At 56.4% G+C, this 9,719-nt stretch carries 10 protein-coding genes and 1 pseudogene; 7 read left to right on the top strand and 4 right to left on the bottom strand.

The window, feature by feature from the left end:
• A pseudogene (locus AC1DPR_RS28960) lies at positions 1 to 146 on the top strand (IS481 family transposase); the annotation flags it as partial.
• On the opposite strand, the gene AC1DPR_RS28955 reads toward AC1DPR_RS28960, so the two are convergent.
• Positions 143 to 466: a hypothetical protein gene (locus AC1DPR_RS28955; protein WP_477817717.1), complete on the bottom strand. Its 324-nt coding sequence runs from the start codon at positions 464 to 466 to the stop codon at positions 143 to 145. The pseudogene AC1DPR_RS28960 and the gene AC1DPR_RS28955 sit on opposite strands and share 4 nt — an antisense overlap.
• A 217-nt stretch (positions 467 to 683) precedes the next feature.
• Here AC1DPR_RS28955 and AC1DPR_RS28950 point away from each other — a divergent pair, with 217 nt between their 5' ends.
• From AC1DPR_RS28950 to AC1DPR_RS28925, 6 genes are all read left to right on the top strand, one after another.
• Positions 684 to 1,115: a hypothetical protein gene (locus AC1DPR_RS28950; protein WP_477817716.1), complete on the top strand. Its 432-nt coding sequence runs from the start codon at positions 684 to 686 to the stop codon at positions 1,113 to 1,115.
• Positions 1,116 to 1,118: 3 nt separating this feature from the next.
• Positions 1,119 to 2,345 carry an HlyD family secretion protein gene (locus tag AC1DPR_RS28945; RefSeq protein WP_477817715.1) on the top strand — a complete coding sequence of 409 codons (1,227 nt, stop codon included), beginning with the start codon at positions 1,119 to 1,121 and terminating at the stop codon, positions 2,343 to 2,345.
• A 379-nt stretch (positions 2,346 to 2,724) separates the two neighbouring features.
• Positions 2,725 to 3,159 carry a pyridoxamine 5'-phosphate oxidase family protein gene (locus AC1DPR_RS28940; protein ID WP_477817714.1) on the top strand — a complete coding sequence of 145 codons (435 nt, stop codon included), beginning with the start codon at positions 2,725 to 2,727 and terminating at the stop codon, positions 3,157 to 3,159.
• A 775-nt stretch (positions 3,160 to 3,934) separates the two neighbouring features.
• The gene (locus AC1DPR_RS28935) at positions 3,935 to 4,132 is read left to right on the top strand and encodes a hypothetical protein (RefSeq protein WP_477817713.1); all 198 of its coding nucleotides are present in this window, start codon (positions 3,935 to 3,937) and stop codon (positions 4,130 to 4,132) included.
• Positions 4,132 to 4,368 carry a hypothetical protein gene (locus tag AC1DPR_RS28930; protein WP_018116764.1) on the top strand — a complete coding sequence of 79 codons (237 nt, stop codon included), beginning with the start codon at positions 4,132 to 4,134 and terminating at the stop codon, positions 4,366 to 4,368. Before AC1DPR_RS28935 ends, AC1DPR_RS28930 begins: the two co-directional genes overlap by 1 nt.
• Positions 4,369 to 4,401: 33 nt before the next feature.
• On the top strand, positions 4,402 to 4,629 hold the full coding sequence (locus AC1DPR_RS28925; RefSeq protein ID WP_477817712.1) for a hypothetical protein: 228 nt from the start codon (positions 4,402 to 4,404) through the stop codon (positions 4,627 to 4,629).
• Positions 4,630 to 4,832: 203 nt separating this feature from the next.
• Here the strand turns inward: AC1DPR_RS28925 and AC1DPR_RS28920 are convergent, their stop codons facing one another.
• The 3 genes from AC1DPR_RS28920 to AC1DPR_RS28910 form a co-directional block, all read right to left on the bottom strand.
• Positions 4,833 to 5,999 (bottom strand): amidohydrolase, encoded by a 1,167-nt coding sequence (locus AC1DPR_RS28920; RefSeq protein WP_477817711.1) that lies wholly within the window; start codon positions 5,997 to 5,999, stop codon positions 4,833 to 4,835.
• A gap of 199 nt (positions 6,000 to 6,198) precedes the next feature.
• Positions 6,199 to 6,513 carry a hypothetical protein gene (locus AC1DPR_RS28915; protein WP_041912297.1) on the bottom strand — a complete coding sequence of 105 codons (315 nt, stop codon included), beginning with the start codon at positions 6,511 to 6,513 and terminating at the stop codon, positions 6,199 to 6,201.
• A gap of 189 nt (positions 6,514 to 6,702) precedes the next feature.
• Positions 6,703 to 9,297, bottom strand: a complete 2,595-nt coding sequence (locus AC1DPR_RS28910; RefSeq protein ID WP_477817719.1) for a bifunctional diguanylate cyclase/phosphodiesterase — start codon at positions 9,295 to 9,297, stop codon at positions 6,703 to 6,705.
• Positions 9,298 to 9,719 lie beyond the last annotated feature (422 nt).

Raw genomic sequence — 9,719 nt, 5'->3', positions numbered from 1 at the left:
CCTTCGTCACTGCTTACAACTTCGCCAAACACCTCAAGGCGCTCCGATGGCGAACGCCCTATCAAGCAATCTGCAACGCCTGGACAAGGGACCCGTCAATCTTCAAAATCAATCCGCACCATCTCATTCCGGGACCACACACCTAGAGCAAAATGAAAATCAGGACGGAAACACCGGTGAACATCCCAAACCCGAGCCCGATCTTGTTAGCCTTGGCCCGTGCCTTACGCTGCATTATTCGGCGTTGCGCTGTCTTGATCTGCCCATTCACCAATTGCTCCGCCTCTTCGTAGCGCCGCCTCTGCTCCTTAGCCAGCTCCTCGCGGACTTCCGGCGTGTCCTCCGGTATCAATTTGATACGGGCCGTGTAGCCGAGGGCTTTGCGACATTCGACGTCGGCAAGAGCCTCTCTCATGGTGTCGAAGACGCCTTCGATCACGTAATCGACCATCGTAAAGTATTTCATGGCTCCGTCCCCTACCCCGGCTTCATCTTAGACCTCCGCTGGCTTTTGAGCCAGTATGGCGCTTGGAGTAGTCTGCGAACGCGAGGAACGTATCAGCCAGAAAGTTCCGGGAAATACCGCCGGTCGTGGCCGAAAAATTTCCCTGTTCAGCTCGCTGGAATTTGCTATGTCTCTATAGGTACGACAGGAACAACGATCCTTTGATGGGACTGCCGACATGGACCAAGAAATCCATCCTGCCGCGATTGAGCACCTGCCAGTCTTCATCACCGCACCTGGGCAGACCGACTATCTTTTCGTAGCGGTCGCAATCTTTCTCCTGGTCATGGTCCTCGTTATTGGCAATCTCTATTTTCAGCTACATGCGCTTCCAGAGCGAATGGCGCATAAGACCAGCAAGATCCAGCTGGAAATCGTGGCGGTGCTGGGTTTGATCTCGCTGTTCACGCACAACCATCTTTTCTGGATTGCCGGTCTTTTGCTGGCTTTCATAGAATTTCCGGACTTCTCAACACCGCTCTACTCCATTGCCCGGTCGCTCGGGAAACTGTCCGGCCGTGACGTCCAGTCGACAGGAGACCCAGCGCTGGTTCGAGAAGAACCGATCGTGTCAGAATCGAAGGTGGACTCCGACGGAGAGGGCATCTGAGCCATGTTCGAACTGATCCTGTGTTCCCTGCTGACGATCGTTCCAGACTATCTCTACCGACGCTACGGCCAAGGAAAGCGGATCGGCCGCGAAATCACCCTCTATAGCGTGTGGTACGAGCTTCGCTGGGGCATTTCTGCGTGTCTCCTGCTGACAATTTCGCTGATCACCATGATCTTCTACTTCCATCCATCGACGTCGAATGTCACCGCCATATTCCGCACCGTAACAATTCTGCCGGAAACAGGCGGGCGCGTGGAAGAGGTTTATGTCGGGATCAACCAGAAGGTCCAGGCCGGGGATCCGCTGTTCAGGCTCAACAGTGACGCCCAGCAGGCAGCGCTCGATGCGGCCAAGCGCAAGATCGCCGAAGTCGACGCCGCAATGAAAGTGGCTCAGAGCGAACTTGCAAGCGCCGACGGTGAGATCAAGCAAGCCCAGGGCGACTACCAAACGGCCGTCGACGAGTACGAGATGAAGGTGCAACTCTTGAAGAACGACGCCGTGGCCAGGCGCGAGGTTGAGAGGCTTGAAACCAACATCGATAGTCGAAAGGGTGCGCTCGATTCAGACATCGCCAAAAAGCAGACCTTGCAAACGCAGATCGAAGAACTTCTGCCGGCTCAAAAGGCGAGCGCTCAAGCGGCCGAAAAACAGGCGCAGGTCGATCTCGACAAGACCGTCGTCAGGGCCGGCGTCACCGGGACGGTGCAGCAATTCACTCTGCGTCGCGGCGACGTGGTCAACCCCCTGCTGCGTCCCGCCGGCATCCTGGTCCCAGAGAGTGCGGGCAAAAACGTCCTGATCGCCGGCTTCGGGCAGATCGAGGCGCAGGTGTTGAAGACGGGAATGATCGCCGAGGCGACTTGCATCGGCCGGCCATTCACCATCATTCCGATGGTCGTAACCGAGGTTCAGGACGTTATCGCCGCAGGTCAATATCGGCCGACGGACCAACTGCTCGACGTTCGGCAGGTAACGCAGCCTGGGACCCTGACCGTATTCATGGAGCCACTCTTTACCGGCGGCCTTAACGGCGTTCCCCCCGGAAGCAGCTGCATCGCCAACGCCTACACGAACAACCACGACGCGCTTGCCGACAAGAACATCGGCACCTTACGCTGGATCTTCCTGCATGTCGTGGACACTGTCGGGCTCGTTCACGCGATGATCTTACGGCTGCAAGCCCTGTTGCTGCCGGTACAGACCCTTGTTTTGCAGGGCCATTAAGTCTCATCGATCCCGCATGCCGGAGCGGCAGAAAATCGGCGGTTCTGCTGACCGCCCCGCCGCCCCCGGCGAAGGATGGCAGACGAGGAGCCCGTTCGACCTGTAACTTGGGATAGGCCAACTCGGGCGGGCTTGGCAGCAGTTAAAGAACCGGGCAGGAGCGCAGTCGAATTATCAGGCGCAGGAACAAGCCGTTGAACGGTGGGCCGACACGGCGGCGCCGGTAGAGCGCACAATCATATTGTGTGGCGGCAGGAGCGGGCGAGCGAAGGCTCTCGGCACTCCTTTCCTCAGTGACGGCGAACCTTTTTTAACAATGACCGTTTTCATCTCACGGACAAGGATCCGCCCATCCGCAGCTCTGTATGGGAGTTTTGAAATGGCAGGCAAGTCACTCGCAGATTTATCCGAAAAGATGCGCAAGATCGATTTTTGCATGATGTCGACGAAGACATCGAGCGGAGTAATCGCAAGTCGCCCCATGAGCAACAATGGAGACACCGAGTATGATGGCGATAGCTATTTCTTTTCTTATGACAACACCTCAAAAATCACTGACATCGATCGCGATCCTTGCGTGACGCTCGCCTTTTGCGAAGCACCGAGCATGCTCGGCAGGCCCGGCATGTTCATCTCGATTGAGGGCAAAGCGTCACTTGTCCGCGATCGCAGCATGTTCGATGGCCACTGGGTGAGAGATCTGGAACGCTGGTTTCCACAAGGCGTTGAGACCCCGGGACTTCTTTTGATCAAGGTCCATGCGGATCGGCTTAAATATTGGGATGGCGAAGACAACGGTGTCATCGAGGCGTGACTGAGACTTAGCTCCGACAGAGGCTCCGCCCCTTCGTTGTTCCTATCTTGAGCAACGGGCTATAGCATCCACCCTCTTTCGGCCTAGGGAGGAACAGTAGACGGCTGAACTGACCTGTTTGATCTTTCCGCTCTCTAGTTGCGCCAGCGACAGGCCTGTTCCACCTATTCGAAAATTCCCCGGAACGAGAGGCCTAGAATTGGAATCGGGACAAGTTTTCACCGGGGCTAATGCTTTTGAGCAAATGGACCGCTTTCGCGGGTAAACGTATATTAGGATTGTCAAACCTTAGGGAAAAGACAAAGGTTAAGGCCTAACTCCAGTCGTGCGGATCCCCGCCGCATAGGAGTTCTCTTGAGAAGTGCAGGGGGGAGGTTCTCGCCCTCTCTTGAACCTCCCTCTTACTTCCACAACATGCGGACCGAGCGCCTGAACGATTGAGATCCTGCTAATATGGGCATCTGGACGCGCTTGAAACTTTCGGCCATGGCGTTTAATCTCGAGATGCAGCGTTCTGCTGTCGGGCCCACACCGTCTGTAGGCCCATGCAAAAAAGCCCGACGACCCCGTCCGTCGGGCTTTGCTTTTTCAATTTTCTCACACAGGGCGCGTCAGCGACATTTGCAACAGTGAACCACTTCGATCTCGATACTTTACTACCGTACCGCGGCGCCGACGTTACTCGGCATCGGCCAAGCGGGCCTGGCACTGGTGCAATGGTCTCGATGCGCAGTTCAGTCGAAAGAAAGCTAGCGCAGGCGCCGTGGAGAAAATCATGAAAAACGCCACGACAACTACCTCAGTGTTGGGTTCAGTTAGTTTGACCGTCCTCGACAGCACCCATTTTGGATCTCGCGGAACGGGGGTGAAGCTTAAGCACCTTGCTGACGCATTGATCGACGCGGCTGGCCGAGATACGATGCAGCGTAAGGAATTTCTGACGAACGACGTTCCTCCCGGCACGGGTGGCTAATGGACCGTGTCAATTTCTCCGTCGTGAATGCTGTCCTTAAGACGATCTGTCGCGAGAATGGAATTGCTAGGGACAGGAAAGCAGTACTTCAGATCGCCACATTGCTGTTGGCGCTTTGGAAGCAAGGCGAGCACGAAGAAGACGCGCTGGAACGCGTTGCGCGGGAAAAACTGGCAGAGGCTTCGATCATCCTCCCCGATACAGATACGGAACAATCAAGCCTGGATCAGGTTTAGCCATACACGGTCCCTAAGATCGCGGAGGCGATGATGTGGGCAATCCTGATTGGCGCAGCTCTTGTAGTCGCCGGAACACTCGTCCTTTTCCGGCCAACGCTTGATAGACGGCTGAGTGATCCGCATCGAACGTTGCATGGTGGCCGCACGCTCGAACCACGGGGCCAGGGTCTGAGGTTCCTTGGTATCTCCAAAAACTGGCCAGCATTGGCACTGATTGCGATTGGCGCGTTCATTCTCGTTTTTGCTGGATACTGGTGACGGCCTGACCGCGCCATGCGGTGGCCGCATGCTCCGTAAGCTGTACTTGACGCTTCGTCGCAAAAGTTTACAGTCAACTCATCATGTCTCTGACGGCTGACCACGGATGTACTGGCAGCTGTTGTTGAGACAGATTACGAGAGGTCGGCGCCGAGGGAGGTGCCGGCCTTTTTGTTTGCACGCCTGACACGACCTTCGTGACGCTAAAGGCGCCCGAGCTCCTGATTTGCCAACGACAACCAATATTTGACGCCGTAGATGATTGCTCTGTCGTCGAAATTGTATGCGGGGTGATGAAGGTAGGCACTGTCTCCATTCCCGACGAGAATGATGGCGCCCGGGCGCTGCTCAAGCATGTATGCGAAGTCTTCAGCTCCCATCGATGGCGCATAGGCCGTCTCGACACGGCCCGCCCCCACGACATTGGCGGCAGCCGACACGGCCACGCGGGTCTTCTCCTCGTCGTTGACGGTAACCGGATATCCTGGAATCCAGGTGATCTCCGCCTCTGTTTCGAAGAGCTTGGCTGCCATCCCCACGATATCGCGGAAGCGCTGCTCGACTGCCTTGCGCGTTTCAGGCTGCATTGTTCGAATTGTACCGCCTATCTTAACCGATGCCGGGATCACGTTGAGAGCCTGGTCGTTGCCTCCGTTCATGAAGGTGACCGAGACGACAACCGGATCGAAGGGATCGGTAAACCGGGACGCAATCGACTGCAGCGCGGTGATCATATGCGCACTCACCAACACCGGGTCTCGGGTGAGGTTCGGGGATGCCGCATGCCCACCCTTGCCGTTGATCGTCACCAGGAACCGGTCAGCACCTGCCATGAAAGGACCGCTGCGTATGGCGAATGAACCGACATGGACACCGGGCTCATTGTGCATGCCGTAGACTTCTTCGATCCCGAAGCGCTCCAGGAGACCTTCCTCAATCATGACGCGTGCACCGCCACCGCCTTCCTCGGCAGGTTGGAAGATCAACACGATCGCACCTGGAAAATCGCGGCTTGCGGCCAGGCACTTCGCCGCAGCAAGCAGCATTGCAGTGTGGCCGTCATGACCGCAGGCGTGCATGCGGTTCGGCACTTTTGATGCGTAAGGCAGATTGGTTTGCTCCGACATGGGCAGAGCATCCATGTCGCAGCGAAAGCCGAGCGTTTTGCCCGGACCTCTTGAGCCGTTGATGACGGCCACGACACCCGACTTCGCGATCCCCGTGACAACCTCGTCGCAACCGAACTCATGTAGTTTCTTTGCAACGAAGGCCGCCGTCTCAGGCAGATCGAAAAGCAGTTCCGGGTTTTGATGTATATGTCGGCGCCAAGTCTTTGCCTCTTCGGCGACAGCTTCGATGTCCAGTTTCACGTTCGGTTTCCTTCGTGATTTCCCCGGCGTTCTGTCACAAGTGTCGCTCGCATTTCAAGCCAGAAGCGGCGGCTCTGTAATGCTTGGCTGGCAAGGGCACGCCATTGCGTCTAGAGGGGGTGCCTCCTCCGCGCCGATGCGACTGAAACCTCGACGCCGGACGTACTGATCGAAATGTCTCGGGGAACCCTGAAAATTGTTAACTAGCCACCTTCCAATTGATCACGGTGACATCGGAATCTGTTGAAAGACAGGGATGAGCGGGCTGGAGTTGCTTGACCAGTGTGTTGACGTTGGAAAAACCGCTTTGGCTGAGCTCGTCCGAACTCAGTGCCGAGATCGATTTTTTCTGGACGGAAACGACGTGCACCAGGGTCGTTGGCCAACATCCACTCGCGGATCTGATCTCGAGGGTCCCCGGCTTAACCGTGCAGTATCCAACGCGAACCGCAATCGTCTTGGTGCCGTTTTCAACGGACGCCATGTGATTGTCCGCGACAATCATGTTTTGCATCATGCCTCCGATTATGTCTACCTCGGACCAAAGCCAGGGAACGCAGACCTGACGGGAGATGCAAAATAAGCAAACGGGAATGTGAGGCAAACGCAAAAGCCGAATAGCTGCTATGCGCGCCTCCAGATTGACTATTGGAACGTGCCGGGAAATTCCTGCCGTCTGTCTTTTGCCGCCGATAACACTCGGTCAGGCAGCGACGTCGCCACAGGCTTTGGCGCCATCCCATCGCTCGATGAACGTGGACAGTTCGGGCGCTGTCACGGGTTTGCTGAAATAATAACCCTGGACCTGGTCGCAACCTTCTTGCCTCAGGAATTCAGCTTGCTCCGGCGTCTCGACGCCTTCGGCTGTCGTAACCATGTTCAAGCTCTGCCCCAGGCCGATCACGGATTTCACAATGGCCCCGGACTTGTCCTTGCTGTCCATGTCGCCAATGAAGGATTTGTCTATCTTGATCTTGTCGAACGGAAACGAATTCAAATAGCCCAGTGACGAATAACCGGTTCCAAAATCGTCCATGGCGATCTTCACGCCAAGGTTCTTCAGACCGTTCAGGATCTCGAGCGCAGCCGACGCATCATTGATCAGCACGCTTTCAGTGATTTCAAGTTCGAGCCGCTCAGGCGCCAAACCGGTCCGCACCAGAACCTGGCGGACGGTTTCAACCAACTCCCTGTTTCGGAACTGGACCGGGGAGAGATTGACCGCAACTCGAAGGTTTTGCCAATCGATTACTTGGCGACAGGCCGTCTCGAGAACCCACTCGCCGATCGAAACGATGAGGCCAGTCTCTTCGGCCAATGGTATGAAATCGGCAGGTGATACCAAGCCGCGTGCTGGATGACGCCACCTTACGAGCGCTTCCACGGCAGCGATTTGACTCTTCCCGAGATCGATGAGGGGCTGATAGTGGACTTCCAGCTCATCCTTTAGAACCGCCTGTCTGAGGTCGTGTTCCAATGCCTTGCGCTGCTGCAGCTCAGCGTCCATTTGTGCTTCGAATATCCGGTAGGTTGCACGTCCGCTCTGCTTGGCTCTGTAAAGAGCAATGTCGGCATTCTTCAACAGGCGCTCGGGATCGGTCTCTGTGGCGTCTGCAATGGCGATGCCGATGCTGACGCCAACGTGCAGATCCTGCCCTTCGATCGTAAAGGGCGCGCGCACGACGTCGATCAGCTTTCGGCTAAGCTCCTCTGCTTCAAGGGGTTGAGCAACGCCCATTTGAATGATTGCAAACTCGTCGCCACCGAGACGGGTCACAGTATCGTGCTTGCGCACGCATCCGAGCAGACGGTTCGACAACTGCTGGAGAAGCAGATCCCCTGCCCCATGTCCGAGCGTGTCATTCACTTCCTTGAAGTGATCGAGGTCGAGACAGATGATTGCCACGCGTGCGGTCTGTTCTGCGGTGGCCGCCAGTGCGATGTTCAGCCGTTCGCGAAAGAGCGCGCGGTTGGGTAGACCCGTGAGTGCGTCATGATGGGCAAGATGGCTGGCTCGCTCCTGTGCTTCGACCTCCTCGGTAATGTCAGTTGCCGTTCCTCGAAAACCGAGGAACTCCCCCGATGGCGCAACGATCGGACGCCCAGCAAGCCGACAAATGCGTCCATTGCCCTTGGCGTCCCGATAAGCACAGCGCAGATCCCGGAAGGCGCGCTGATCGCTGCTACCTGCCATGAGTTGCCTCCAGCCATCGGCATCCGTGTCACGCGAGAAGAATTGTTCCAACGTCTTGCCGAGAATGGCTGGTGGCGAAAGTCCCGTAACGTCGCTGAAGCGCGTCGAGAAGTAGACCAGTCGGAGATCATTATCGCTCTCCCAAATCCAGTCGGAGGAAGCTTCAGCAACGTCCTTGAACCTGGTTTCGCTTTCCTTGAGAGTCTGTGCGTAAGCTTCGACAGTTTTCGCCGAGGCCTCCAGAGCCGAGGTCGAACGGCGAGCATTTCTGACCACCAGAACGGCAAATGCCGCGAGCACGACAAGGGCGATGCCGAGTGGTGGCAAGATGAAGCGAAGGAGCTGCTCGCCAGGTTTCGGTGGAGACCAGGAGATCGTTCCGAGGAAAACGCGATCCTGAGTCAGGAGGGGGATCGAGGCCTCGGCATCGTCCACTCGATCAAGCGAGATTTTCAGATCGGACAGCAGGTAGTCGCGCCCCATCCGATCGAGAAACTTCTGGTCCAGTCGTTCGGCGAAAACCAACATGGTGAGGTCTCTTGGCTTTACGTCCGAACGGTCAATGGAGGGCGGAAGTATTCCATTTGCCGCCACCACATAGATATCGCTCCCGGACTTGATCAAGCTTGTCGTTGGATCGGCCTGAATGGAGGCGACATTCAGAAGATCCCGAAGTCCGCGTGGCATCACTTTCAGCGCGTCGACGTCCTTCGGCTCTCCATCGATCAGCCCATAGATCGTGCGGTTGCCTGGAGCGACGGCGAATACCAGTTCGTAGCCGAGGTCCTTGTAAATGTTCGGGCCGATATTCCCGTCCGTCGCGGCCCAGGCAATGTTGCCGCTCCTGCTGACGTTTTCGTAGACATCCTGACGAATCGTATAGTTGCGCAGATCCCGTCCGACCTCCCGGGCCTTTACTTGGAGTGCGGTTGTGGCAAGTCTCGTGGACGCTTCGACTTCCAGCTTGTTTTGTTGGCGTGCCGACAAGACAAGGACGGCGGTTACGACCATGATTGCGACAACCATGACTGCTGCCATGGGATAGACGATCCGCCGAATGAAGTCTCGACCGGAAAAATTAGCCACATTGCCCAGACCGTGCATGCCATCCTCGCTCAGGTTGAGCGACACGCTACGGCACAAGTACAAATGACGGGTTAAAAATAGTTATGCTTTTTCAGTACCGAAGTTGCCCGCTATATGTCTGAACGATGCTAAAAGTAGAAGGGAGTGCCCGCGTATCCGAACACTTGAAACCAAGTACAGCATTCAAACTGCAGCGAACTTAGTTGCAAGATGCTGCACGCGGGGACCGGCCACACCGGAGCGTGTGGGACAAGACCGGGCCGGTAGGGGATAGTTGGGTTGCGACAATAGTAACGTCCGCGTTGAACCAACCTATTCGCACGGGCGACCTTGTAACCAATGATGATCGCCGCCCAACTTCGGCCGTTACGCTCCGGGTCAACCGTCGGATCTGACGTTTTTTGCTGACGTGGGATCCGTAAGTCGCACCTATCGATTGC

It is taken from the genome of Rhizobium sp. 01T417 (genome assembly GCF_056398905.1).
The sequence above is the reverse complement of the archived record's forward strand: the minus strand, read 5'-3'. Positions and strand labels throughout refer to the sequence as shown.